General features: G+C 69.6%; 24 protein-coding genes. 7 read left to right on the top strand and 17 right to left on the bottom strand.

The annotated features are described in order from the left end of the window. Positions 1-69 precede the first annotated feature (69 nt). The 5 genes from AC1RCS_RS22485 (at position 70) to AC1RCS_RS22505 (ending at position 5,248) form a co-directional block, all read left to right on the top strand. Positions 70-1,083, top strand: a complete 1,014-nt coding sequence (locus AC1RCS_RS22485; RefSeq protein ID WP_218294095.1) for a Bug family tripartite tricarboxylate transporter substrate binding protein — start codon at positions 70-72, stop codon at positions 1,081-1,083. 161 nt (positions 1,084-1,244) lie between these two features. After that, on the top strand, positions 1,245-1,913 hold the full coding sequence (locus AC1RCS_RS22490) for a response regulator (RefSeq protein WP_218294094.1): 669 nt from the start codon (positions 1,245-1,247) through the stop codon (positions 1,911-1,913). 2 nt (positions 1,914-1,915) lie between these two features. Beyond that, positions 1,916-3,313, top strand: a complete 1,398-nt coding sequence (locus tag AC1RCS_RS22495) for a sensor histidine kinase (RefSeq protein ID WP_492246062.1) — start codon at positions 1,916-1,918, stop codon at positions 3,311-3,313. Between the two features lie 23 nt (positions 3,314-3,336). Next, positions 3,337-4,392, top strand: a complete 1,056-nt coding sequence (locus AC1RCS_RS22500) for a tripartite tricarboxylate transporter substrate-binding protein (protein ID WP_492246063.1) — start codon at positions 3,337-3,339, stop codon at positions 4,390-4,392. Positions 4,393-4,543: 151 nt separating this feature from the next. Then, on the top strand, positions 4,544-5,248 hold the full coding sequence (locus tag AC1RCS_RS22505) for a DUF899 family protein (RefSeq protein WP_492246064.1): 705 nt from the start codon (positions 4,544-4,546) through the stop codon (positions 5,246-5,248). 51 nt (positions 5,249-5,299) lie between these two features. Here AC1RCS_RS22505 and AC1RCS_RS22510 read toward each other — a convergent pair whose 3' ends face one another. The 12 genes from AC1RCS_RS22510 to AC1RCS_RS22565 all read right to left on the bottom strand — a co-directional run bounded on the left by AC1RCS_RS22510 (position 5,300) and on the right by AC1RCS_RS22565 (position 15,771). Continuing rightward, positions 5,300-6,808, bottom strand: coding sequence for a M14 family metallopeptidase (locus AC1RCS_RS22510; RefSeq protein ID WP_492246065.1), 1,509 nt, complete (start codon positions 6,806-6,808; stop codon positions 5,300-5,302). A gap of 75 nt (positions 6,809-6,883) precedes the next feature. Further along, positions 6,884-7,096 (bottom strand): DUF2788 domain-containing protein, encoded by a 213-nt coding sequence (locus AC1RCS_RS22515; protein WP_044402495.1) that lies wholly within the window; start codon positions 7,094-7,096, stop codon positions 6,884-6,886. Further along, entirely contained in the window at positions 7,093-7,938 is an 846-nt protein-coding gene (locus AC1RCS_RS22520) for a DUF2189 domain-containing protein (RefSeq protein ID WP_218340767.1), read from the bottom strand. The genes AC1RCS_RS22515 and AC1RCS_RS22520 overlap by 4 nt, the downstream gene beginning before the upstream one ends. 112 nt (positions 7,939-8,050) lie before the next feature. Then, positions 8,051-8,758 carry an HAD family hydrolase gene (locus AC1RCS_RS22525; RefSeq protein WP_492246066.1) on the bottom strand — a complete coding sequence of 236 codons (708 nt, stop codon included), beginning with the start codon at positions 8,756-8,758 and terminating at the stop codon, positions 8,051-8,053. Positions 8,759-8,861: 103 nt separating this feature from the next. After that, entirely contained in the window at positions 8,862-9,920 is a 1,059-nt protein-coding gene (locus AC1RCS_RS22530) for a LacI family DNA-binding transcriptional regulator (protein WP_218340765.1), read from the bottom strand. Beyond that, a complete protein-coding gene (locus AC1RCS_RS22535; protein ID WP_492246067.1) occupies positions 9,917-10,936 on the bottom strand; it encodes a 2-hydroxyacid dehydrogenase in 1,020 nt (339 codons plus the stop codon). The genes AC1RCS_RS22530 and AC1RCS_RS22535 overlap by 4 nt, the downstream gene beginning before the upstream one ends. Then, positions 10,933-11,904 (bottom strand): sugar kinase, encoded by a 972-nt coding sequence (locus AC1RCS_RS22540; protein WP_369642146.1) that lies wholly within the window; start codon positions 11,902-11,904, stop codon positions 10,933-10,935. Before AC1RCS_RS22540 ends, AC1RCS_RS22535 begins: the two co-directional genes overlap by 4 nt. Further along, positions 11,901-12,647 (bottom strand): sugar phosphate isomerase/epimerase family protein, encoded by a 747-nt coding sequence (locus AC1RCS_RS22545; protein ID WP_369642145.1) that lies wholly within the window; start codon positions 12,645-12,647, stop codon positions 11,901-11,903. Before AC1RCS_RS22545 ends, AC1RCS_RS22540 begins: the two co-directional genes overlap by 4 nt. Positions 12,648-12,703: 56 nt before the next feature. After that, positions 12,704-13,492 carry an amino acid ABC transporter ATP-binding protein gene (locus tag AC1RCS_RS22550; protein WP_255591361.1) on the bottom strand — a complete coding sequence of 263 codons (789 nt, stop codon included), beginning with the start codon at positions 13,490-13,492 and terminating at the stop codon, positions 12,704-12,706. Positions 13,493-13,540: 48 nt separating this feature from the next. Continuing rightward, entirely contained in the window at positions 13,541-14,347 is an 807-nt protein-coding gene (locus tag AC1RCS_RS22555; protein ID WP_369642144.1) for a transporter substrate-binding domain-containing protein, read from the bottom strand. Between the two features lie 85 nt (positions 14,348-14,432). After that, complete coding sequence (locus AC1RCS_RS22560; protein WP_218294084.1) at positions 14,433-15,086, bottom strand: amino acid ABC transporter permease; 654 nt, start codon at positions 15,084-15,086, stop codon at positions 14,433-14,435. 13 nt (positions 15,087-15,099) lie between these two features. Further along, positions 15,100-15,771 carry an amino acid ABC transporter permease gene (locus AC1RCS_RS22565; protein ID WP_218294083.1) on the bottom strand — a complete coding sequence of 224 codons (672 nt, stop codon included), beginning with the start codon at positions 15,769-15,771 and terminating at the stop codon, positions 15,100-15,102. A gap of 150 nt (positions 15,772-15,921) precedes the next feature. On the opposite strand from AC1RCS_RS22565, the gene hemH reads away from it, so the two are divergent. Together hemH and AC1RCS_RS22575 are read left to right on the top strand one after the other, a co-directional pair. Beyond that, complete coding sequence (gene hemH, locus AC1RCS_RS22570; RefSeq protein WP_492246068.1) at positions 15,922-17,034, top strand: ferrochelatase; 1,113 nt, start codon at positions 15,922-15,924, stop codon at positions 17,032-17,034. A gap of 151 nt (positions 17,035-17,185) precedes the next feature. Then, positions 17,186-19,687 (top strand): Lon protease family protein, encoded by a 2,502-nt coding sequence (locus AC1RCS_RS22575; protein WP_492246069.1) that lies wholly within the window; start codon positions 17,186-17,188, stop codon positions 19,685-19,687. A gap of 99 nt (positions 19,688-19,786) precedes the next feature. Here the strand turns inward: AC1RCS_RS22575 and AC1RCS_RS22580 are convergent, their stop codons facing one another. The 5 genes from AC1RCS_RS22580 to AC1RCS_RS22600 all read right to left on the bottom strand — a co-directional run bounded on the left by AC1RCS_RS22580 (position 19,787) and on the right by AC1RCS_RS22600 (position 24,915). Next, positions 19,787-19,918, bottom strand: a complete 132-nt coding sequence (locus AC1RCS_RS22580) for a hypothetical protein (protein ID WP_492246070.1) — start codon at positions 19,916-19,918, stop codon at positions 19,787-19,789. A gap of 128 nt (positions 19,919-20,046) precedes the next feature. Continuing rightward, positions 20,047-20,514 (bottom strand): DM13 domain-containing protein, encoded by a 468-nt coding sequence (locus tag AC1RCS_RS22585; protein ID WP_492246071.1) that lies wholly within the window; start codon positions 20,512-20,514, stop codon positions 20,047-20,049. Between the two features lie 82 nt (positions 20,515-20,596). Next, the gene (locus AC1RCS_RS22590; RefSeq protein WP_492246072.1) at positions 20,597-21,463 is read right to left on the bottom strand and encodes an alpha/beta fold hydrolase; all 867 of its coding nucleotides are present in this window, start codon (positions 21,461-21,463) and stop codon (positions 20,597-20,599) included. A gap of 46 nt (positions 21,464-21,509) precedes the next feature. Then, the gene (locus AC1RCS_RS22595) at positions 21,510-22,676 is read right to left on the bottom strand and encodes an ABC transporter substrate-binding protein (protein ID WP_492246073.1); all 1,167 of its coding nucleotides are present in this window, start codon (positions 22,674-22,676) and stop codon (positions 21,510-21,512) included. A gap of 100 nt (positions 22,677-22,776) precedes the next feature. Then, the gene (locus AC1RCS_RS22600) at positions 22,777-24,915 is read right to left on the bottom strand and encodes a D-(-)-3-hydroxybutyrate oligomer hydrolase (protein ID WP_492255485.1); all 2,139 of its coding nucleotides are present in this window, start codon (positions 24,913-24,915) and stop codon (positions 22,777-22,779) included. Between the last annotated feature and the right edge of the window lie 72 nt (positions 24,916-24,987).

Raw genomic sequence — 24,987 nt, forward strand, 5'->3', positions numbered from 1 at the left:
AGCATTCCGAAAGCACGCGGCGCGCACCATGGCGGCTGTCACGCCTTGATGGCTTTCACGGAGACAAGCATGCCTACAGACACCCCCCATTCCCACACCCTCCACCCCAACCGCCGCCACCTGCTCGGTGCCGGCGGCGCCCTGGCGCTGGGCGGCCTGCTGCCCGCATCGGTGTCGGCACAGGCCGCATGGCCTTCCAAGTCGGTGCGTTTCGTCGTGCCCTTCGCGCCGGGCGGCAGCTCCGAGATCGTCGCCCGCTCCACCGCCGCCGAGCTGACCAAGACGCTGGGCCAGAGCGTGTTCGTGGACAACAAGCCCGGTGCGGCCGGCAACATCGCCATGCAGGAGGTGGCGCGCGCCGACGACCAGCACACGCTGATCCTGGGCCACATCGGCACGCTCGCCGTGAACCCGTACATCTTCGACAAGCTGCCCTACGACGCCAACAAGGACTTCAAGCCCGTGAGCCTGCTGGCCAAGGTGCCCAGCCTGTACGTGGTGCACCCCGACGTGCCGGCCAAGAACCTCAAGGAATTCATCGCCTACGCCAAGAAGAACCCCGCCAAGCTCAGCTACGGCTCGGCGGGCAACGGCAGCGCCGGCCACCTGGCCTTCGAGTACCTGAAGATGACGGCCGAGATCTTCATGCTGCACGTGCCCTACCGCGGCACCGGCCCCATGATGACCGACCTGCTCTCGGGCCGGCTTGACGCCGCTTCCGTGGGCGCCGCCGCCATGCTGCCCTTCATCAAGTCGGGCAAGGTGCGCTGCATCGCCACGGGATCGACCCAGCGCCTGCCCCAGTTGCCCGATGTGCCCACCGTGGCCGAGCAGGGCTTCCCGGGTTTCGAGATGACGCAGTGGTACGGCATGCTGGCCCCGGCCAGCCTCACGCAGGAGCACCTGGACAAGCTGGCCGCCGAAACCATGAAGGCCGTCAAGGCGCCGGAATCGCTCAAGCGCCTGAGCGGCGATGCGGCCGAAGCCATCGGCGGCACGCCGGCGCAGTTCGCGCAGTTCATCGCCTCCGAGCAGGCGCGCTGGCAGAAGGTGCTCAAGCGCGCGCAGGTCAAGCCGGATTAGGAAGCCCCCTGAGCCGCTTCGCGTCTTCCCCCCAGAGGGGGACGCCACCCGTGGCCTGGCAAAGCCAGTTCCACGGTGGCGCTGGCGGGGCGCGCCAGGCCTGCGGCCCGGGCGCACGTGCCTCGGCGATGGCACTGCACAACAGCATTAGCATCCCCTCCATGCGCATCCTTCTGGCCGAAGACGAACACAGCCTGGGCACCTGGCTCAGCCGCGCGCTGGAGCATGCGGGCATCCAGGTGGAATGGGTGAATGACGGCCGCCTGGCCGACCGATCGCTGCAGCAGCACGACAACTACGACGCACTGGTCCTGGACCTGGGCCTGCCGGGCCTGGACGGTCACGCGGTGCTGCAGCGCCTGCGCGACCGCGACCAGCGCCTGCCCACGCTGATACTCACCGCGCGCGATTCGCTGGACGAGCGCGTGCGGCTGCTCAATGCCGGGGCGGACGACTTCCTGGCCAAGCCGTTCGAGCTGGCCGAGCTGGAGGCGCGCCTGCACGCCCTGGTGCGCCGAGCGCGCGGCACCGACCACCCGCGCCTGGCATGTGGCCCGCTGGCGTACGACAGCGCGCGCAGGCAATTCGTGCTGCAGGGCGAACCCCTGGCGCTGTCGCCGCGCGAGCAGGCCGTGCTGCGCGTGCTGGTGCAGCGCAGCGGTGAGCCGTTCTCCAAGCAGCAGATCCTGGAGCGCGTGTTCTCCGACGATGACGACGTGCACCCCGAGGCCGTGGAAGTGTTCGTGCACCGCCTGCGCAAGCGGCTCGACGGCAGCGGCGTGCGCATCGTCACGCTGCGCGGCCTGGGCTACGCACTGGAATCGCACTGAACATGGGCCTGGCCGCACGCCTGCGCCGTGCCAGCCTGTGGCGGCTGCTGGCGTGCCTGCTGCTGCCGCTGCTGGCCGTGGTGACGGGCGTGGAGCTGTGGATGACCCGGCACGACGCGCTGGAGGCCGCCAACGCGGCCTACGACCGCTCGCTGCTGGGCGCGCTCAAGTCCATCGATGCCAACATCTCCACCGCCTCGGGCGGGCTCTCGGCCGAGCTGCCCTACAGCATGCTGGAATTCTTCGAGCTCACGGCCAGCGGACACGTGTATTTCCGCGTGGCATCGTCGGATGGACTGGTGGAGCTGGGCAACGCCGACCTGCCCCTGCCGCCCGGGCCGCTGGAGCCCGGTGTGCCGCGCTTCTACGATGCGACCTACTTTGGAGAATCCGTGCGCCTGGCCGCCTACCGCCGCGCGATGGAAGGGCCGCCATCCGCCCCCGGGACAAGCAGCGTGCTGGTGCAGGTGGCGGAAAGCACCCAGTCGCGGCAGGAGTTCACGCGCCGCTTCGTCCGCCGCGCCGCGCTGCGCGATGGCCTGGTGCTGGCGCTCATGGTGCTGGGCACGGCGGCCACGCTGGCCCTGGCGCTGCGCCCCCTGGCGCGCCTGGCCCGCGAGGTGCAGGCCCGCAGACCTGACGACATGACACCGGTCGCCGGCGCCGAACTGCCCGCGGACATCCGCCCGCTGGTCACCGCCGTCAACCAGCAGATGGCGCGCACGCAGGACCTCGTGGCGCAGCAGCGCCAGTTCCTCGACGATGCGTCGCACCAGCTGCGCACACACCTCACCACGCTGCAGATGCAGATCGACTACGCACGCCGCGAACCCGACGCGGCCCGGCTTCAGGACACGCTGGCAGCCCTGGGCGGCGAGATCGCGCGCGCCACGCGCAGCACCCAGCAGCTGCTGGCCCTGGGGCGCAGCGACACCGCCGCGGTGGAGTTCGCACCCTGCGACCTGGCCTTGCTGCTGCGCACCGTGGCACTGGAGCTGCTGCCGCAGGCCCGCGCCAAGCAGATCGACTTCGGCATCCACACCGCCACGGCCGAACTGGCCGCCGTGGCGGACAGCGGGCTGCTGCGCGAGGCGCTCACCAACCTGGCGGCCAACGCCATCGCCTACACCCCGGAGCAAGGCACCATCACCGTGTCGGCCGCCGGCGACAGCCTGGGCTGGAGCCTGAGCGTGGAAGACAACGGCCCGGGCCTCCCGCCCGAAGAGCGCGACGCCCTGGGCCACCGCTACCGGCGCGGCTCGCAGGCCGTGGCGGGCGGCTCGGGCCTGGGCCTGGCCATCGCCCGGTCGATCGCGGAACGCCACCGGGGCCGGCTGCGGCTGGAGGCCCGCGCCGGCGGCCCCGGCCTGCTGGCCATACTCTGGTGGCCCCGGCCATGAAGAACCCGGCCCGCCACACCGCCATGCAACCCCTTGCCCCCCACCCCTTGCGCGAAGACGGCATGGCCGCGGCCCCGAGCCGCCGGCAGATGCTGGCAACGCTGGCGGCCTGGGGCGGCGCGGGCGGCGCCCTGCCCGCGCGCGCGGCGGCCACGGATGCCTCCACCGAGCCCGCGGAATGCGTCGCGCCCTCACGCCCCGGCGGTGGGTTCGACCTGACCTGCGGCCTGGCCGGGCAGGCCCTGCAGGCCGTGCGGCCCGCGCGCACCCCGCTGCGCACCCGCTACCTGCCCGGGGGCATCGGGGCCGTGGCGTTTGACCAGGTGGCCACCGGGCGCCTGGGCGGCCCGGGCACCCTGGTCGCTTTCTCCAGCGGTTCGCTGCTCAACATCGCACAGGGCCGCTTCGGCCCGCATCCGGTGGGCACCGTGCGCTGGATCGCCACGCTGGGCACCGACTACGGCGTGGTGGCCGTGCACCGCGATGCGCCTTACCAGCGCCTGCAGGACGTGGCTGCCGCGCTGCGCAGGGACTCCAACCGCGTGGTGTTTGGCGCCGGCGGCACACTGGGCAGCCAGGACTGGATCAAGGCCGCGCTGCTGGTACGTGCGGCGGGGCAGGACCACAAGCGCATGCGCTTCGTGTCCTTCGAGGGCGGCGGCGAGGCGCTCAAGGCCCTGCGGGGCGGGCACATCGGCATTTTCACCGGCGATGCGGCCGAGGCCCTGCAGGCAGCCGCGCAGGGCGCGCCGCTGCGCGTGCTGGCGGTGCTCTCGCAGGCACGTCTGGGCGGCAGCCTGGCGGGCCTGCCCACGGCACGCGAGCAGGGTCTGGACCTGGTCTGGCCCACGGTGCGCGGCCTGTACATGGCCGCCAGCGCGCCCGATGCGGCGGTGCGCGCGTGGACCACCGCGCTGCGGGATGCCTTGGCCGCCCCCGGCTACGCCGCGCTGTGCGCGCAGTACGGCCTGTACCCGTTCGCGCTGACGGGCGCGGCGCTCGAAGATTTCGTGCAGCGCAGCCTGGCGGACTACCGGCGCCTGGCGCAGGACCTGGGACTCCGGGCCTGGGCTCGCTGAGCCGTGTACCGCTCCAACCCGACACGCTCCAGGCGCCCGTGAAGGACTGCGCCTGCACGGGGCCACAGGTTTTTCCTACCTGCATCCGCCCCCTGCGGCGGCAGAGTGCAAGACCGCGCGCCCACAACCCGCCACGCACTGGAGGAAGCCCATGCCCCCCACACTGAAGCCCGCGGCCGAAATGGCCCGCAACGCGAAGACGCCCTTCCCCGGCGCCTCGGCCGCATACGAAGAGGCCCGCCGTGCGCTGCTGACCGAGGAGATCGAGTTCCGCCGGCACATGAGCCGCCTGGCCGAGCAGCGCCGCGCGCTGCCGCCCGGCCCGGTCATCGCGAAGAACTACCGCTTCCATGACGAACAGGGGTCCGAGGTGGGGCTGATCGACCTGTTTGGCGACAAGCAAACCCTGGTGGCCTACTTCTGGATGTACGGGCCGCAGCGCGAGCGCCCGTGCCCCATGTGCACGAACTGGCTGGGCGCCGTCCATGGCAACGCGGCCGACATCAAGCAACGGGTCGCGCTCAAGGTCCTGGGCCGCTCGTCGGTGGAGCGGCAGCTCGCGTTTGCGCAGGAGCGGGGTTGGCGCGACCTGAACTTCGTGCAGACCGTGGGGGACGACTACGCCCGCGACATGGGCATCCTGATGCCCGACGGCAGCGAGTACCCGGCGCTGACCATCTTTCGGCGCGACGGCGACAAGGTGCGCCTGTTCTGGGCCAGCGAGATGGCGCGCGAGATGGCCGACCCCGGGCAGGACCCGCGCGATGCGCCCGACATCGCCGCGCTGTGGTCCATCCTGGACCTTACGCCCGAGGGCCGCGGCACCGACTGGTATCCCCGGCTCCGCTACGACTAGGCAGCATCAGGGCATGGGGCGTTTGCATCCCGGCCCGGCCCAGCACCCGCCTCACACCGGCGCCAGCACCCGCCATGCCAGGAATTCACCGCCCGCCACCGGCTCCGGCACGATGCCATTGGCCACCAGGCCATCGTCGCTTTCCGCTTCGCACGCGTACACCGCGATCGCGCCGTGGCGCTGGCCGGTGGGCACCACGCACCAGCCTTGCGGCAACGCGCGCTGCGCCCGGCGGTAGCTTGCCTGCCAGTGCGTGCTGGCCTGCGCCTCCAGGATGGCGGGCCCCGGCACCGCCACGGGCTGCTGCATCACCGGGACTTCTGCATCGAGCAGCGTGCCAGGCGCAACGGCGGTCCGCTGCAAGCCATGGCCCTCCAGCCAGTCGGCCACGGCGGCAGGCACCGCATAGGCCCAGGGCCGCTTCACGGTGGCCACGGGGACGAAGTGCGCGAAATGCGGCACCTGCACGCTGATGGGGGCGCCTTGCAGCGCATAGGGTTCCCGCGTGAGAACCTCCACCGTGGTGCCTGGGATGGGCTGCAATGCATAGCGGATGGCGACCTCGGCGGGCGGCTCGGCACACCCGTCCAGCAGCTGCACGATCTCCGTGCCATGGCCGGCGACGTAGTGCAGTGCCTCGCGCAGCACGGCATACGTCACCGCCACGCGCTCCTTGAAGCTGATGTACGAATAGGCCTCCAGCAGCACATCGAGCCGATTGGTCAGCCCCCGGTAGTTGCAGCCAAAGCGCGGGTGGTGGGTGTAGGTGATCCAGCCCTGGCCCTGCCCGCCCTCGTCGCGCACGAAGTTGCCGTACCAGAAGGTGTCCAGGCCCTCGGTGCGCTTCACCGCGGCCTGCACGGCGGGCATCATGCGTTCGCGCATATAGGCCACGGGCTCGCTGCGGCCCGTGTGCTCGGTGTGGGGAATGTCGTAGGTCAGCGCGAAGCGGTGGATGGAGCCGTTGGTGGCGTGGCAGTCCAGCGTGAGGTGGGGGTTCCAGGGCTGGCACACGCGCGTCTGCAGCAGGCGCATCTCGGGAGCCCGATGGCGCATGTAGTCGCGGTTGAGATTCACCCCCGCCGCATTGTTGCGCGTGCCCACGAGCGCCGGGCCGTCCTGCCCGCGCAGGTGGGCAACGTCCAGCGGGCGGTTGTCTGTGCCCAGCCGGTCATTGCCGTCGGGGTTGAACAGCGGCACCACCACCACGGTGCAGTGCGAGAGCACGTCGCCGTGCTCGCCGCGCAGCAGGTCGCGCACCAGCATCAGCGCGGCCTCCTTGCCCTCCACTTCGCCAGCGTGGATGCCGCACAGTATCAGCACCACGGGCAGGCCGCTGGCCTGCGCGGCCTGCGGCGTGAAATGGCCTTGCGCGGACAGCACCAGCAGCGGCAACAGGCGGCCCTCGGGCGATGCGCCGAAGTCCGCGACATGCAATCGGGCATCCCCCAGCGCCGCCAGGCCGCGCACGTACGCCATCACGTCGGCGTGGGTCGATGTCTCGGTGTAGCCGCTGGTTTCAGCGCGGGTGAGCAGGGAGGGGGCGGAAGGCAAGGACATGGGCGAGGCGGTCGGTAGATCGGTCCATCACCTTACCTCACTGCGGCCATGTCCCGGCGCCGATGCGCTGCGGCCTCACCGCTCCAGCCACCACTGGATCACGACCTTCGCCAGGAACCCGAGGAAGCCCACGCCCAGGCCCAGGAACAGCACGAAGGTGCCAAACCGGCCAGCCTTGGACTCCCACGCGAGCTGGCCGATGATGAACAGCATGTACAGGATGAACGCACCCACGCCGTAGGTGAGGAAGAAGCCCGAGATCTGCGCCTCGGTGAAACCGAAGATCACGGCGCCACCCCGCGGTTCTGCGTGGGCGCTGCCGCCCCCCGCCCGGGCAGGCTGGAGGCATCGACCAGATCCCGGTAGGCATGCCAGCTCGCGTGGCCCAGCATGGGCATGACGGCGATCAGCCCCAGCAGCAGCGAGCCCAGGCCCAGCAGCGTGAAGCCCAGGATCAGCGCCGCCCAGAACGCCATCGGCAACGGGTTGCCGATCACCGCCTGCCAGCTGGTGAGCACAGCCTGCAGCAAGGTGGCGCGCCGGTCCAGCAGCAGGGGCATGGCCACCACGCTGGAGGCGAAGATCGGCGCCGCCATGAGGCTGCCCAGCGCCAGCCAGATCTCGAACAGCCAGCCCTCGCGGGCAAGTACCACATGGCGCAGGAAATCCAGGGGCGTCTGGATGGGCACGGGCGCCAGCAGCGTGATGAGCGCCGCCGACGTCATGACCCAACCCGTGGCCGCCAGCGCCAGCAGGGCGCCGAACTGCACCATGCACCAGTAGTCGTTGCCCCATTTGTTGACGTGGCTGTCCTGCCAGTTCAGCCAGGTCTTGAGTACCACGCCCAGGTTCGCGGGCTCGCCACGCTCCAGCGCGCGGCTCAGCGCATACAGGCTGGTGGCCAGCACCGGGGCTATCACCAGAAAGCCCGACAGTGCCCCGGCCAGCAGCCAGAACCTGTGGTGGGCCACCGCGAAGATCGCCGCGCCAAAAAGCGCCAGGGCCAGGCCGTGGGCAAAGCTGATCCAGCCCGCGCGGGCCATGTCGCGCCAGGCCAGGACGAGCCAGGTCATGGGCTGCATGAGGCCAATGGTGCGGATGGCGGGCAAGGCGGGAGGGTTTCTCGGCATGGCCTGCAGTGTGGCCGGATCGGTGACCGGGATCAAGCCGGCACACACCGCGGCGCGCCGGGCCCTTGACCTGGGACAAGAAATTGCCCCCGGATAGCGCGGAGCGCGCGGGCTACGCCGTCAGCAGCCGGCACAGCTCCGTGAGATTGCTCACGGTGGCATGCGGCGGGGTGTCGTAGGGCCAGGCGGCCTCGGCGGGATTCAGCCACACCGCCTGCATGCCGGCCTCCATGGCGCCCCGGGCATCCAGCGTGGCATCGTCGCCCACATGCAGCACCGCGTGCGGCGGCACCTGCAGCGCCTGGGCGGCTGCCTGGAAGATGCGGGCATCGGGCTTGGCCACGCCCAGCACCGATGCGCTCAGGCTGTCCTTGAAGTAGTGGCCGATGCCCACCTTGTGGATGTCGGCGTTGCCGTTGGACACCGCCACCACCGGGTAGCGCGACGACAGGAAGGCCAGCGCATCGTGCGCATCGTCGAACAGCGTCACGCGCTGGCGTTCGGCAAAAAACAGGTCGAACGCGGGCTCGGCCAGCGCGCCGTCATCGCCCGCCTGGGTCAGCGCCAGGCGGATGGATTCGCGGCGCAGCGCGCTCAGGTCGTGCTGCAGGTCCGGCCGCAGGTTCACCATCTGGTTGCGGATGGCGCGCAGCGCCTCGGTGCTCTGGAACAGGCGCGCGGTGGCGGGCGCATGCTCGGCCATCCACTGCAGCAGCACGGCTTCGGCGCGCTCGATGGTGGGCCAGATGGGCCACAGCGTGTCGTCCAGGTCGATGGTGACGGCGCGGATGCGGGGGATGTCCAGGGAGGGGGTCGGCAAGGGGGCGCACCTGCAAAAAACAGCGTGGAGGCGGAAGGCCCGGTGGGATGCCGGGCGGCGGCCGCACAGCATACCGCAGCGCCTGTGCGCACGCCCTTCGGGGTCAGGTGCCCAGCGACGACCCGCGCACGATGAGCGTGCCGGGCAACAGGTTCTCGCGCACCGGGCCCTGCAGGCCGCCGATGCGCTCCAGCAGGCACCGGGCCGCGCGCTGGCCTATGGCATCGGTGGGCTGCGCCACGGTGCTCAGGCCCGGCCGGATCAACGGTGCCCATTCCGGGTCGTCGAAGCCCACGAAGCCCAGCTCCAGCCCGAAGGTCCAGCCCAGGCGCGAGACCGAGGCCGCCACGCGCAGCGTGACCACGGAATTGCCTGCGACCACCGCGCAGCGCGCACCCCGCCCCGCACGCTGGCGAAAGGCCGCCAGCGCCTGGGCCAGCGCGTCCTCGCCCTCCTGCTGCGCATCGATCTCCAGCACATCGCCGCGCACATTCCTGCCCTGGGCCGCCACGCAGGCGCGAAAGGCCGCCGTGCGCTCCAGGCGCGAACTCACACCCTGCAGCGGCTGCGTGACATAGAGCAGGTCCTGCCAGCCTTGCTGCACCAGGTGCGCGCAGGTGTCGCGCATGGCGGCTTCGTTGTCGAGCGCCACGAAATCCGCCGCCAGGCCCGCATGGCGGCGGTCCACCAGCACCGCGGGCTTGCCGTGCAGGGTGGTCACGTCGGCCAGCCCCTCGCCCTGCCCCAGCGTGTTGAGGATGAATCCGTCCACCTGGTAGCTCGCCAGCGCATCGATGGCGGCGCGCTCGCGCTCGCGGTCGTTGCCCAGGTTGAACAGCATCACCAGGTAGCCCGCCTCCTGGCACGCCTTTTCGGCGCCGCGCAGCACGGCCACCGAATACGGATTGGTGATGTCGGCCACCACCAGCCCGATGAGGCGCGAGCGGCCGTGGCTGAGCGCCTGGGCCATGGGGCTGGGCACGTAAGCCAGCTTGGCGATGGCGGCCTCGACGCGCGCTGCGATGTCGGGGCTGAGCAGGCGCTCGCGGTGGTTGAAGTACCGAGACACCGTGGCCTTGGACACGCCGGCCTCGGCCGCCACATCGGCGATGGTGGGGCGGGCGCGGGGCGTGGTCGATGGTGCGGGTGTCGGTGAGGTCATGCTTGCGCGGCGTTATACACGGCGGCGGGCCGCTCACCGGCCAGCGCCTGCAGCAAGCTGGTGGTGGCCAGCACGGCCATGGCGTGGCGCGTGCCGTGCGTGGCCGAGCCGATGTGCGGCAGCGGCGTCACGCGCGGGTGGGTGCGCAGGGGCGAGTCGAGCGGCAGCGGCTCGGTGGCAAACACATCCAGTCCCGCCGCGCGCAGCGTGCCGTGGTCGAGCGCGTGCAGCAGGTCCTGCTCCACCACCGTGGCGCCGCGCCCGCCGTTGATGAAGATGGCGCCGGGCTTCATGGCTGCAAAGACGTCGGCGTTGACCAGGCCCCGCGTGCTGCCAGACAGCGGCAGCATGGCCACCACAAAGTCGGACCGCGCCAGCAGCTCGGCCAGCGGCACATGCGCAGCCTTGCTCACCAGTTCAGGCGCCGTGGCGGCCAGGTCCACCGGTCGGCGCGCGTGGTAGACCACCGGCATGCCAAAGCCCAGCGCTGCACGGCGCGCGATGGCCTGGCCGATGCGGCCAAAGCCCAGCAGCCCCAGCGTCTTGCCATGCACGTCGCTGCCGAACAGGTCTTCGCCGATGTTCCTGGTCCAGCGGCCCTCGCGCACCAGTTGCGCCAGTTCCACCACGCGGCGGCTGGTGGCCATGAGCAGGGCGAACACGGTGTCGGCCACGGTTTCGTCCAGCACGCCGGGCGTGTGGCACAGCACGATGCCGCGTGCCTGCAGTGCGTCGAGCGCGTAGTTGTCCACGCCCACCGACACGCTGGAGACCACCTCCAGCCGGGGCGCCCGCGCCAGCAGCGCGGCATCGACGGGGTAGCTCGACCCGATCAGCCCCTGCGCCTGGCCCAGCGCTGCGTCGAACAGGGCACGCTCTTCGGGCTTGCGCGGGTTGGCCTCCGTCACGTCGTGCAGGGCCTGCAGGCGTGCCAGCTGGTCGGGCGGCAGTTCACGAAAGACCAGCACCTTCTTGCGCTCGGGCTTGCCCTGCACCGCCGATGCGGACACGCTCACAGGCCTGCCTCCTGCAACTGAGCCCGCGTGGGCAGCCCTTCGGTGTCGCCCAGCACCTGCACCGCACGCGCGCCGATCCAGGCGCCGCGGCGCACGGCAGCGGGCACGGGTAAGCCTCCGAGCAGTGCGCTGATGACGCCCACCGCAAAACCATCGCCCGCACCCACCGTGTCCACCACCTGGGCCACGGGCACGCCGGGCACGCGGCCGGTGCCGGCCACGTCGCTGTCGTAGTAGGCGCCCTCGGGCCCGAGCTTCACGACCACCAGCCTGGCGCCCCGCTCGCGGTAGAAGCGCGCCACGCCTTCAGGCGTGGTTTCGCCGGTCAGGAACACGCCCTCTTCCAGGCCCGGCAGCACCCAGTCGGCATAGCCGGCCAGGGTGTTGATCCAGTGGCGCATGGCCTCGGGCGAGGCCCAGAGCGTGGGGCGCAGGTTGGGGTCGAACGAGACGGTGCGGCCCGCGGCGCGCGCGACCTCGAGCGTGCGGATGGCTGCCTGCAGGCTGGTGTCCGAGATGGCCGCGAACACGCCCGTGGCGTGCAGGTGGCGCGCGGACCGCAGCCAGGGCTCGTCCACATCGGCCGGGCCCATCTGGCTGGCGGCCGAGCCCTTGCGGTGGTATTCGACCTGCGGGTCGCGCCCGTCGGTCACGCGCTCCTTGAACTGAAAGCCCGTGCGCTGCGTGGCATCGCAGACCACGTGCGAGCAGTCGATACCCTCGCCGCGCATGGCGGCCAGCAGCGCGCGGCCCATGGAGTCGGTGCCCAGGCGGCTGGCCCAGCCCACCTTCAGCCCCAGGCGCGCCAGGCCAATGGCCACATTGGTCTCGGCCCCCGCGGTGCGCTTGTGAAAGCCCGTGGCGTTCTCCAGCGGTCCGGGCTCGTTGGCCACCAGCAGCAGCATGGCCTCGCCGAACAGGGCCACGTCGAAAGCGGTGTCGCCGGATTTGGAAACAGCGTCGCTCATGCAGCACCCCGCACCGCACGGATGAAGTCCACCTGCCCGCGCGTGACGGCCACCAGGTCGTCGCCCACCAGCGGGTACTCGATGGCATGCGGCACATCGGCGGGCAGCGCGCGCAGCACGGCGCGCCAGGGCGCCACCGACTCCGCCAGCGGCACCGCGATCCACTTGGCCGGCAGGCGCTGCACGCCCTTGCAGTGCACGTAGCGCACATGGGGCGCCAGGGCCTGCGCGGCCTGCAGCGGGCATTCGCCCTGCCAGTGCCAGTTGCCCATGTCGAAGGTCATGCCCAGGTCGAGCCCCGCCTGCGCCTGCGCGGCAAAGAACGCCTGCAGGGCGGCCAGCGTGCCTGCGGTGGCGGTCTGGTCGTTTTCGATCACCAGTTCCACCTGCGGGGTGGCGGCCAGCAGCGCCTTGAGGCGCTGCAGCGACGCCTCGGACCGCGCGCCAAAGCCGCCGATGGACATCTTCAGGCGCGGCGCGTGCAGCACTTGCGATGCATGAATGCCGCGCTGCAGGGCGGCTTCGTCCAACTGGCCCTGCACGGTCCACAGGCCCTCGGGACTGGAATACACCGCGGCCAAGCCCGCCAGCGCGGGCAGCTCGGTGGCCGCGTCGCGCAGCAGCTCGCCGCGCACTTCCACGCCGTCGGCGCCCGCCTGGCGGGCCAGGTCGGTGCACCACAGCTGGCCGTGGCGTCCCGTTTCGGCCGCGCCGAAGGAGGACAGGGAGATCAATACCTTCATGGATGTTCTTTCAAGCCCGTCAGCCGGGCTTTCGTCAACGTGCGGCCACCACGGCCTCAGTGCGCGTGGTGGGAGCTCAGGATCTGGCCGAGGAACTGGCGCGTCTTCTCATGCTCCGGCTGGCCGAAAAACTGCGCGGGCGGCGCCTGCTCCAGGATCTTGCCGTCGGCCATGAAGATCACGCGGTCGGCCACGCTGCGCGCAAAGCCCATCTCGTGCGTCACGCACAGCATGGTCATGCCGTCCTCGGCCAGGCCGATCATGGTGTCCAGCACTTCCTTGACCATCTCCGGGTCCAGCGCCGACGTGGGTTCGTCGAACAGCATCACCTTGGGGGCCATGCACAGCGCGCGCGCAATGGCCACGCGCTGCTGCTGCCCGCCCGACAGCTGGCTGGGGTGCTTGTGCGCCTGCTCGGGAATGCGCACGCGCGTGAGGTACTTCATGGCGACCTCTTCCGCTTCCGCCTTGCCCATGCCGCGCGATCGCATGGGCGCCAGCGTGCAGTTCTCCAGGATGGTGAGGTGCGGGAACAGGTTGAACTGCTGGAACACCATGCCCACCTCGGCACGCACGGCGTCCACGTTCTTGCCGCCAGCGGTCAGCTCGATGCCGTCGACCACGATGCGGCCCTTTTGCACCGTCTCCAGCCGGTTGATGCAGCGGATCAGCGTGGACTTGCCCGAGCCCGACGGCCCGCAGATCACGATGCGCTCGCCGGCCCGCACCGACAGGTCGATGTCGGTCAGCACCTGAAAGCTGTCGTACCACTTGTTGACCCCCTCCATCGTGATGATGGGGGGTGCACCGGCGGTGGTCTTCGTCGTCGTGACTGCGTCCGTCATTGTCAAAGGCTCCTGGGGTGGCTGGGGTTCACGCTCAAGCGATATGGGTTATTGCAGCTTGGGCAGATCCGCGCCCAGCCACTTCTGGTACAGCTTGTTCAACTCGCCGTTGGCCGTGTTGCGCACCACGAAGTCGTTCACCGCCTTGGTCAACTCGTCCTGGCCGGGGCGCAGGGCAATGCCCATGGCCTGCTGCAGCAGGTTGAACTTGTTCTCGAAGGTGTTGGCGGGCACGCGCTTGGCGATCTGCGCGGCCACGGTGACCGAGCAGCCGATGGCATCGACCTGGCCGGAGATCAGTGCCTGCATGGCCGATGCGTCGTCGTCGAAGCGGCGGATTTCGGTGCCCTCGGGCGCGGCCTTGGTCACGGCCACGTCCTGCGTGCTGGCACGGGCCACGCCCACGCGCACGCCCTTCAGGTCCGCCGCGCTCTTGATGGCACTGCCGGTCTTGCCGTACAGCACGATGGTGGCGGCCGCATAGGGTTGCGAGAACTGCACCTGCTTGGCGCGCTCGGGCGTGATGGCGAGCGACGCCACCAGCACGTCGACCTTGTTGGTCAGCAGGAAGGGAATGCGGTTGGGGCCGGTGACGGGCACGATGTTGGCTTTGACGCCCAGCTCCTTGGCCAGCAGCTTGGCCACGTCGGCGTCGTAGCCGTCGGGCTGGTTCTGCGCGTTGGTCGTGCCGTAAGGCGGGAAGTCCACCAGCATGCCGATGGTGAGCTCGCCCTTCTTCTTGATGTCGGCCACGGACTGTGCCGAGGCCAGCGGCGCAAAAGCCGTGAGCGCGGCGCCCAGGCCCAGTGCGGCCAAGGCGGTGGTGACGGTGCGGCGGTGCAGGGAAAAGGTCATGGCATGTCTCCAGGTAGTGGTTATGAACAAGAGATAAAAAAGCAATGAATGAACGAAGACGCTGTTGGTGTTGGCGGCGATGCCGTCAGCGCGCCAGCGCCCGGGCCCGCTTGCGCTCCATGCGCGCGGCCAGCAGCGACAGCGGCCAGCAGATCACGAAGTACAGCGCCGCCACGGTGGTGAACACATGCAGCGGCTGGAAGGTGGCGTTGTTGATGATCTGCCCGGCCCGCGTGATCTCGGTGAAACCGATGATGGCGGCCAGCGATGTGCCCTTGATGATCTGCACCGTGTAGCCCACGGTGGGCGGCAGCGCGATCTTGAAAGCCTGCGGCAGCACCACGAAGCGCATGCGGTTGATGTAGCTCAGGTTCAGGGCCTGCGCGGCCTCCCACTGGCCGCGCGGCACCGCCTCGATGCAGCCGCGCCATATCTCGGCCAGAAACGCCGCGCTGTTGAGCACCAGCGCCACGCCCGCCGCCACCCAGGGGTTGATGTCCAGCCCCAGCACCGGCGCGCCGAAGAAGATCAAAAACAGCTGCAGCAGCAGCGGCGTGCCCTGAAACACCTGGATGAACACGCGCGACGCATTGCGCGCCACAGCGCTTTCAGACGTGCGCGACAGCGCCACCACCAGGCCCAGCAGGGCGCCGCCGACGAAGGCAATGGCCGACAGCGCCAGCGTCCACTGCGCGGCCTGCAGGATGAAAAGGAATTCGGAGAGTCCGAAGGTACGCATGGTCCGGGTCTCCTTAGCGGCGGTCGGGGTAGTTGAGCGCGCGCTGGTAGATCAGCTTGAACAGCGCAGAGAACGACAGCGCCAGCACCAGGTAGATCAGCGCCACCACGATGTAGATCTCGAAACTGCGGAAGGTCTGCGACTGCAGGTTCGCCGCCACCGAGGTCAGGTCGTCCGCCGAGATCACCGACACCACGGCCGAGCTGAGCATCAGCAGGATGAACTGGCTGGTGAGCGCGGGGTAGATGGCCTTGAGCGCGGGTTTGAGGATGACGAAGCGAAAGATCTCCCAGGGCTTCAGGTTGAGCGCCTTGCCCGCCTCGATCTGCCCCTTGGGGATGGACTCGATGCCCGCCCGCACGATCTCTGCCGCGTAGGCCCCCAGGTTGACCACCATCGCCGTCAGCGCCGCGGTGTAGGGCGACCAGCGCAGGCCGATGGACGGCAGCGCGAAGAAGAAGAAAAACAGCTGCACGATGAACGGCGTGTTGCGGATGACCTCGATGTACGCGTTGATCAAGAACCGCAGCCACGCCGGCCCGCCCGTCTTGCCCCAGGCGCAGAACACGGCCACCACCAGCCCCAGCACCGTGGCCGTGAGCGACAGCTGCACGGTGATCCACGTGCCTTTGAGCAGCAGCGGCCATGCGGCGAAAACGGCGTCGAACTGGAACTGGTAATTCACGGCGTGGGTGGTTCGGAGTGGATGCGCAGAGTTTATGAAACCGGTTTCACAACCACATCGGGGATTACCCGAGCGCCCCCAAAAACAGGCGCCGGGCCCACATCCAACCCCCAGCCCCCACCAGGCACCACGCGTGGGCGAAAATGCCGCATGCCCTCCTTCCGCCCCGAACCCCCTTACACCCACGGCCAGGCCGAGCGAACCGCAGTGCTGCTGTGCAACCTGGGCACGCCCGACGCCGCCACCGCGCCCGCCGTGCGGCGCTACCTGGCGCAGTTTCTGGGCGACCACCGCGTGGTGGAGATCCCGAAGCTGGCGTGGCTGCCCATCCTGCACGGCATCATCCTGCGCACCCGCCCCGCCAAGTCGGCCGCCAAGTACGCCAGCATCTGGACGGCCGAGGGCTCGCCCCTGGCGGTGTGGACGGCCAGGCAGGCCACGCTGCTGCGTGGCTGGCTGGGCGAGGCCGGGCACGCGGTGCTGGTGCGCCACGCCATGCGCTACGGCAACCCCTCCATCGACAGCCAGCTCGACGCCTTAAAGGCCGAAGGCGCCACGCGCATCCTGATCCTGCCGCTGTACCCGCAGTACTCCGGCACCACCACGGCCAGCCTGTTCGACGCGGTGTACGCCTGGGCCGCACGCACCCGCCACGTGCCCGAACTGCGCTTCGTGAACCGCTACCACGACGCCCCCGGCTACATCGACGCGCTGGCCCGCACCATCGAAACCCACTGGAAGCACCACGGACAGCCCGACCAGCTGGTGATGAGCTTTCATGGCGTGCCCGAGCGCACCCTGCACCTGGGCGACCCCTACCACTGCGAGGCCCGCAAGACCGGCCGCCTGCTGGCCGAGCGCCTGGGCCTGCGCGCGGAGCGCTACCGCATCACCTTCCAGTCGCGCTTTGGCAAGGCCAAGTGGCTGGAGCCCTACACCCAGCCCACCATCGAGGCACTGGGCAAGGCCGGCACGCGGCGCGTGGACGTGGTGTGCCCCGGCTTCACCAGCGACTGCCTGGAGACGCTGGAAGAAATCAACATGGAAGTGCGCGAGGCCTTCTTGCACGCGGGCGGCAAGGAGTTCCACTACATCCCGTGCCTGAACGACAACAACCACTGGATCACGGCCCTCAGCCGGGTGGCGCAGCAGCACCTGGCGGGCTGGCCCACCGAGGCGCCCACCGCCGCGGCGCTGGCCGATGCGCGCAGCCATGCGCAGGCAGGGGGCGCACCTGCCGGGCCCTGCCCTGTGTCCCATTGACCGGTCACTATAATTTTTATAGCTACTAGCGCTTATTCATCAGGCGCTAGCGGCCATTTTCATTCAAATTCTGGAGACGGCAGCCCCTGACAACCGCGCAGCTTGCGCACCCCAACACGCTGGCCTGCCCTCTCCCACCCACCCTGTACCGATGCCCGCCTTCGCCCTCGCCCCCCACCAGCTGCGGCTGACGATCGACCCCGCCACGCTGGGCTTTGCCAGCACGGCCGAACTGCAGGACCTGCCCCTGCCCTGGATCGGCCAGGAGCGCGCGCAGGCCGCCGCGCAGTTCGGCCTGGGGCTGCATCAGCCCGACTACCACCTGTTCGTGCTGGGCGAAGTAGGCAGCGGGCGCGCGTCGCTGCTGCGCCAGGCCATGCAGGCTGCGGCGGCAGAACGCGCCGTGCCGCCCGACCTGTGCTACCTGCACAACTTCGACAAGCCCGACCACCCCCTCGCCCTGCGCCTGCCGGCGGGCCAGGGCCGGCAGTTGCGCCAAGGCATGGCCGACATGGCCAAGAACCTGCAGGCCGATATCCCGAAACACCTCGCAGCCGCCGCCTTCAAGGCCGACGCCGAACGCATCGAGAAAACCTGGCAAGCGCAAGAGAGCGAGGCCTTTGCCGTGCTGGACGCGTTCGCCGAGGTGCGCCAGTTCCGCATTTCGCGCGAAGGCGGGCAAATGGTGTTCACCCTCACCGGCCCCAAAGGCCAGCCGCTGACAGAAGCCGAAGCCCGCGCCCTGCCCCGCGAGCGCCGCGCAGAGATTGACGCCGCCGAGCACGCCTTGCGCACCGAGATCGCCCGTTTTCTCGAAGCCGCCCGCCCGCTGGAGCGCGCGCGCGACGACGCCCTGGCCGCCCTGCGCCGCCAGACCATCAAGCCCCTGGTGGAACATGCCCTGCACGACATCCGCCAGGGCCTGCGCAAGCAGATCAAGGACGCCGTCAAGCTCACCCACTGGCTCGACCAGGTGGAGCATGCGGTGCTGGACGATATCGACCTGTTCGAGCCCGGCAGCGGCGGCGAGCAGGGCGGCGAGCAGAACAACATCGACGCAGAAGACGACCGCAAGGACGCGCTCGACGACCTGCTGGCCCGCTGCCAAGTGAACCTGGTGGTGGACAACCACGGCCGCACCGCCGCGCCGGTGGTGGTGGAAGACAACCCCACCCAGCGCACGCTGTTTGGCAGCATCGAGCACGGATCGGACGCCGACACCGTGCAGGCCGACCACACCAGCATCCACGCGGGCAGCCTGCTCAAGGCGCACGGCGGCTTCATCCTGCTGCACCTGCACGACCTGGCCGCCGAAGAAGGCCTGTGGCAGCGCCTGCGCCGCTTTTTGCGCTGCGGCCGCCTGCAGATCGAAGAAGGAGGCGGCGGCAGCCCGGGCCACGGCCCCGGCGGCGCCGTGGCGCTGCAGCCCGAGCCCGTGGACGTGGATGTGAAGATCGTGCTGATCGGATCGGTGGACGAGTACTACGCACTGCAGGATGCCGACCCCGACGCCGCGCGCCGCTTTCGCGTGAAGGTGGATTTTTCAGACCACTTTGCCGCCACCCCCGCCACCCACCACGCCACCGCCATCCTGGTGGCGCAAGTCTGCAAAAAACGCGGCCTGCCCCACTTCGGCCCCGACGCCGTGGCCCTGGTGCTGGAGCAGACCCACCGCGAGGCCGACGACCAGCGCCGCCAGAGCGCACGCTTTGCCCACACCGAAGCGCTGGCCATTGAAAGCGCCGCCCTGTGCAAGGCGCGCGGCGGCACCCTGGTGCAAGCCGCCGACGTGTTGGCCGCCCTGGCCGCCCGCACCCAGCGCCACAACCAGCCCGAAGAAGAGCTGCACGACTCCATCACCGAGGGCGAGCGCCTGATCTCGCTGGCGGGCTCCATCACCGGCCAGATCAACGCCATGACGCAGATCGACCTGGGCGACTACCGTTTCGGCTTCCCCGTGCGCATCACCGCGCGCACCTTTGCCGGGCAAGAGGGCCTGCTCAACATCGAGCGCGAGGTCGATATGTCCGGCCCCATCCACGACAAGGGCGTGCTCATCCTGCACAGCTACCTCACTGCCCTGTTCAGCCATGTGGCGCCGCTGGCGCTGAATGCGTCCATCGTGTTCGAGCAGGAATACAGCGGCGTGGAGGGCGACTCGGCCTCGTGCGCCGAGCTGTACGCGCTGCTGTCCAGCCTGTCAGGCCTGCCCCTGCGCCAAGGCATTGCCGTGACCGGCGCGCTCAACCAGCACGGCGAGGTGCTGCCCGTGGGCGGCATCAACGAAAAGATCGAAGGCTGGTTCCGCGCCTGCGCAACGGCCGGGCTGGACGGCACCCACGGCGTGCTGATCCCCGCCCGCAACCAGCGCCACCTGATGCTGGACCGCAGCGTGCTGGACGCGGTGGAACGCGGGCTGTTCCATGTCTACACCATGGGGCATGTGAGCGAAGGGATTGCGCTGCTGACGGGGGAGGCGTCGGGGATGAGTCCAGCGGAGCTGCTGCAGGCGCAGGCTGATGAGCTGGCCCACCGTGCTGCGGCCGTGGAAGACACGGTGATGCAGCGCGCGGAGCTGACGCTGCGCGCCTACCGACGCGCTTGTCAGATCGCGGGGGCTGCGCGGAGGGGGCGAGGGGTTCGGGGGCGGTAGTTAGGTCCGTACCCCATAGACGGATTTTGCAAAAGAGCTCAGTGAGTGACCGTACACAAGGACTTGTGGTCTCGTTGAGACGGCGGCGGACGATGAGAGTCAATCTGGAGGGATCAGAACTTGCTCGAAAGCATCGTTCTTAGGAACGGCGAGCAAGCTGGAGACATCACGCTGGACGCCATTGCCGAGGCGCTTCTCTTTTATCAAAACAGTCGCATCGTTGTTGGGCACGGATTTGCGGGCCGCCGGTCCGGCAGATGCCGCAAATTTCTATCAACGGCCAGCGCGCAGGTGGACTGGCCGGGTTGCAGACAGCGTTGGCGCAAATCGCCCCGCAGAGTCCAGCTTAACGGCCAGAACTACCGGTACTGCGCGGCGGTGATGAACTCGCTGAAGGTCTCACACCACACGATCACGGTGTTGAACTTCGTAAGGTCCACGCCCTGCGGCACCGGGACGATGAAGTTGTTGAACGTCTTCACATCCCCCACGCGCAGCATCTGGGGCTTGAGGCGCTTGAATTCGGCCTCGGTCTCGACAAACTCGGGCGACAGGTAGAGCTTGTAGTCCGGCCCCGGGGCCAGCTTGCCCAGCAGGCTGACGGCCTGCGGGCCGAGGGACACGGCGCCCTCGCCCCAGTGCAGGGCGTCGCTGTCTTTCAGGTCACGGCGGAAGGTGGCCGTCCATTGGGCGGTGGGCAGGCTGGATTGGATCTCCTGCTGCGTGGGCGCATCCGGCGCTATCAAGATCGGCAGCACATACACACCCAGCGCAAACCCCAAAGCCAGGGCAAGCAGGTGCGAGGCGATGAGCAGCAGGGGTTTCATGGCGAGGGGTTGAGTGGTGTGGGCCCAATGTACCGCGCAGCGCCCTCGCCTTCAACGCTGCGCGACTCCCCGCTCTATCCGTTCAGGATGCGCGTGCCAGAAACCCGTCTACCAGCGCGTAATGCGCCGGCACATTGAGCGCGGGTGCATGGCCGCAGCCGGGCACCTCCACTACCTGCGCCAGCCCGCGCGCGCCGGGGCCCCGCGTGAGCATCTCGGCGGTGGTCTCGCGCAGCACCAGGTCGGATTCCGCACCGCGCAGGCACAGCACGGGGATCTCCAGCGCGTCGTAGTGGTCCCAGATCAGATAGTCGTTGGTGTGGTGCGTGAACTGCTGCACCATGGCCGGGTCGTAGTGCGGCGTCACGCGGCCGTCGGGCAGGCGCCGGGTCGAGGTCTCGGTCAGGCGACGCCACTGCGCATCGCTGAGCCAGCCGTAGGGCTGGTACACCTGCCGGAAGAAGGCTTCCAACTCCATCACGGTGTCAAACGAGGGCGGGTGGCCCGCATAGGCCTTGATGCGCTCGAGCGCGGCATCCGCCAGGCGGGGCGCGTTGTCGTTGAGCAGCAGGCTGGCGATGCGCTCCTTGAGCTGCGGCTGGAACAGGCCCGATGCGCACACCGTGCCGATCGCTCCACCCATCGACGTGCCCACCCAGTGCGCCTTCTCGATGCCCAGCTGGTCGAACAGGCCGGCCGCGATGCGCGCGTAGAACGACAGGCGGTACTCGTCCTGCGGCGCCCGCGCCCACTGGCTCAGGCCCCGGCCGATGGTGTCGGGGCAGATCACGCGGTAGCGCGGGGCGAGGTGCGCGGCGAGTTCGTCCATGTCGCGCCCGGTGCGCGCCAGGCCGTGCCATGCCACCACCACGGGAGCATCGCGCGCGCCCCACTCCATGTAGTGGATTTCATAGCCGGCGCAGGTGGCGTAGCGCGAGATGGGGGACATGGTGGCAACCTTTGGGAACAACAGATGGAAAACAGGTGGCGGCCGGCTACTTCATGAGGCGGCCATTGCTGCCAATGACGGTGACCTCGACATAGCGCGAGCCGATGCGGTTGGTGGGCGAATAGCCCAGCGTGATGCCGCCCAGGTCATAGCTCTGCATCGACTCCAGCGCCTTGACGACCTTGGTGCGCGTGGGCAGGGGCCCGGCGCGGCGCAGGGCTTCGACCAGTACCTTGGCGCCCAGGAACTGCTCGAAGCTGGTGTAGTTGACCTCGGCATCGGGTGCGTATTTCTTGAGCAGCGACTGGTACTCGCGCACCACCGGCAGCTGAGGCCGGTAGGGGTACGGCACCACCTGGCTGATGCCCAGGCCGTGGGCGTTTTTCAGGCCCGCCAGCTTGACCAGTTCGGTCGGGTCCACCACGGAGATGTTGTACAGCTGCGCGCCGCCGCCCTGCTCGCGGTAGCGCTGGATGAACGCGGCCGCGGGCTTGTTGACGGCGATCATGATGACAGCATGCACGTCGGCCGCCTTGATGGCCTTCACGGCATCGTCCACCTTGTCGGTGTTGCGTTCATAGCCCGCCGCCACCACGAGCTTGAGGTTGCGCTTGGCCAGCGCCGCCGCCACGCCCGCCAGGCCCGCCTTGCCAAAACCGTCGTCCTGGTACATCACGGCCACGCGGTTCATGCCCAGCGTGGTGAGCTGCTGGACCATGTGTTCAGTCTCGTCCGCATACCCGGCGCGCACATGGAAGATCCACGGGTTGAAAGGGTTGCGCAGGGATTCGCCCCCCGTGTAGGGCGCCACCAGCGCGGCGCCGCCCTGCTCCAGCACGCCGTCGGCCAGCAGCTGGGTGATGTTGGCCGTGCCCGCGAAACCGTACAGCGCCACCACCTCGGGCCTGGCCAGCATCTCGCGGGTCAGCTTCACGGTGTCGTCCACCTTGTAGGCATCGTCCACCACCGCCTGGCGGATGGAGGCGCCATGCACGCCGCCCTGGGCGTTGATCCAGTCGAAGTAGATCTTGCCGCCCAGCACCATCTGCGCGCCGGTGCTGGCCAGCACGCCCGACAAGGGCGCCACCTGCCCCACCACGATCTCGGCGGCACGCGCGGGCGCGGCGCCGCCAGCGGCGCCAAGGGCCAGCACAACGGGCACCGCCAGCGCCGACGCCATGCGGCGGCCCCAGGTCTTCATCACAGCGTTCATACATCCATCCTTTGCGCCAGAAACACATGGCCCCGGCGCCACGCCCACCGCGGGCGCGGCACACGGGGTGATTCCCTCTTTCGCCAGCCGGGGGCCCGCGTCAGTCGGGGATGGAGATGGCGCCTGCCGCAATGGCAATGGCATTGGCCGCAGCGGGCACGGTGGCCAGTGGCGGCACGTTGGCGGCGGTGATGGCCGGCGCGCTGCCGGGTGTGCCGCCCCGGGGCACGGTGCGCACCACCTGGCTGGCGGGCAAGGCCTTGCCATTGGCCAGGTGCTCGTACACGGCATCGAGCGCGTGGTTCAGGTACACGTGCAGCGGTACGTAGCGCGTGTCGTAGCCCGGCAGCACCGTGGGCAGGCCGATGAAGCTGTCGAAATGCTGGGCGTTGGCCACTTCCACATAGCTGAGCCGGCTGGCTGCGCCCTCGATCTTCTTGTTCAACGCGGCATAGGGGCGCGAGGTGTGGCTCACGGGCAGCAGCGCATCGGCCCGGCCGTGCACGATGACGGCGGGCTTGCCCCGCAGGTTGCCGTTGCGGCGGGTTTCATCCACGCCGGCCTGCAGCTTCCTGGCCGCTGCGTCGGTGCCGGTGACCAGGTTGCGCAGGCACAGCGCGCCCGCCGTGTTCCAGTCGGCCACGCCCGCGTCCGAGGACGACAGGAAGTCGCGCGCCGGGCCCAGCTTGCCCAGGTTGTTCACGAGGTTGATGCCACCGGAAGGCGGCACGCCGTTGCCGGTGGCGAACATGCCCGGCAACGCTGCGGCCGCCAGGGGCACCACCGCGCCCGTGGTCGCCGTGGCCGCGTAGCTGAAGCCGCACAGGTGGTCCTTCACGCTGCTGCGCGACAGGCTGTTGGCAAAGGTCACCGCCACGGCCGGGGCCACTTCGAACGCGGCCAGCGAGGCATGCAGGTCGTTCGACTCGGGCTCCCAGCCATAGGCGCGCAGCTTTTGCAGCGCCTCTTCGGCCTGCGCTGCGGTGGTGGAGGCCGACAGCAGCCCCGCCGTCTTGAGCGCCGCGCAGCGGTTGGGCGCGATGGGCAGCGCCGCGCTGGCAAACCCGGCCGCGAACGCCGCGGCGAAGGGGCTGGCGCTGACCGACGGCGCCAGCGATGCACAGGCCTGGTACAGGTTGGCGTAGGTGGTGAAGTCCACCAGCGTCTTGCCCGTGACCGCCACCTCGGTGCTGCCACGGCGCACCGTGACGCCAGGGTTGGCGGGCAGCTCCAGCGCGGGCTCGGACACGGCCACACCGCTGATCAGGCCCTGCGTGTCCTGCTCGGCGGCGGCGATCGCCGCGCCGCCACCGTTGGAAATGCTGGACGCAATCACGATGGTGTTGCGGGGCGTGAGCGTCTTCAGGCGCTGGCCGGCCGCGTTGGTCTCGCCGTGGCGCTGGTTGAGGACGTAGTAGCCGAACTCCACCGCCTGCAGCGTCGTGGTGCCCCAGTCCTTCTCGGCGTTCTGGCCTGAATGGGCATGCTTGAAGGCGAAGCGGTCGGGGGTGGCCTTGTTGAAGGCCGCGAGCTCCGATGCCGTGAGCCCGGCATTGAAGGCCGCATCCTTGCCCGCCGCGGTGGCGGTGGTCCGGGTGCCGTCGATGAGCGGCACGGTGTCGTTCTGCAGGTCGTGCGGCGCACCGCCCGTGCCCTTGTCCGAATACGCTACGGCGCAGCCGCGCTTGAGGCCCCACTCGCCCGTGGAGATGCCGCCATACACGCCGCGCGAGCCCGAGGTGGTGGCGGTGATCATGCAGGGCTTGGCCGGGTTGAAGCTGGTGGGCACCTGCACCATGAGCGTAACGTTCTTGCGGCCCGTGCCGTCGTCGGCGAACGCGATGTACTCGGTGCCCGCCACCTTGCCCTCGCCCGCCGTGACCTTGCCCTGCGCGTCCACGTTGGGGCCGTACAGCAGGCCGTAGCCACCCGCGGCCGTCATGTCGAGCATGGCGCGGTAGTTGGTGTGGATGGCCGTGCGGCGCAATTCGGCGGCGGTGGGCTTGAGCGGGTCGGCATAGGCGGGCGGCAGCGCCGCCGCCATGCCGGTGGCACCGAGGCCCGCGGTCAACAGGTCGTTGCTGCTGCCGTCATAGGCAGTCTCGGCAATGGCGCCCAGGTATGCGGGCTTTGCATTGAGGGGGACGTGCTCGCCATCCCCACCGCCACAGGCGGCGAGAACGGCGGCTGCCACCGCGGCGGGAACGAACGGACGAAACCCTGTCTTCATGCTCATCATGTGCTTGTCTCCTGGTATTTTTCTTCGCGTTGCTTCTTGCACAGCTGACCCACGCCCCTTCCGCACCAGCCC

It is taken from the genome of Acidovorax sp. GW823-FHT01C06, from assembly GCF_058798375.1.